The sequence below is a fragment of the Bowmanella yangjiangensis genome (genome assembly GCF_017255015.1).
Lineage (GTDB): Bacteria > Pseudomonadota > Gammaproteobacteria > Enterobacterales > Alteromonadaceae > Bowmanella > Bowmanella yangjiangensis.
This window is the reverse complement of sequence record NZ_JAFKCS010000686.1, coordinates 1-384: the sequence shown is the minus strand read 5'-3', so window position 1 is coordinate 384 and position 384 is coordinate 1. Positions and strand designations below refer to the sequence as shown.

The following is a 384-nucleotide window of genomic DNA, read 5'->3' as shown; positions in this document are numbered from 1 at the left end:
CCGGTGATCGAGGACGGTCGCCTGGTCGGACAGATCAGCCGGCACGATGTGCTCAGGGCGGTCAAGGAATTCGCCCAGCATGAACGTGGTGCCGGCGAGGGGAGTGGCAATGAGCGATCCGTTGGATAAGGCCACGTCCAAGGCGCCGCCGACACTCGGTGAAGGCTGCGTGCGGCGCTACGACCCGGATGCACTCGGCGACGAGGATGGCACCGATTTCCCCGACGCCGCAGAGCTCTGGCGGCAGCTGCAGGAGCAGCAGGAACGAACCTCCGGGCAGGAATGAAGAAAGGGCGCCACGGCGCCCTTTCTCATGAGCCTAATGTGCCTCAGATGCGGAAGCTGTCGACCAGGTGCTTGAGGCGCACAGCCTGCTGCTCCAGG

Annotated in this window: 1 protein-coding gene; it reads left to right on the top strand. The window is 65.1% G+C overall.

Translation table 11 applies throughout. From position 1 onward, the window contains the following. The first annotated feature begins 109 nt into the window (after positions 1-109). Positions 110-286, top strand: a complete 177-nt coding sequence (locus tag J0A65_RS26270) for a hypothetical protein (protein WP_167519182.1) — start codon at positions 110-112, stop codon at positions 284-286. Positions 287-384 lie beyond the last annotated feature (98 nt).

What these genes read in the sequence shown, in the direction of transcription:
- J0A65_RS26270 (WP_167519182.1), top strand. Translation starts at nt 110, where the DNA reads ATGAGCGATCCGTTGGATAAGGCCACGTCCAAGGCGCCGCCGACACTC.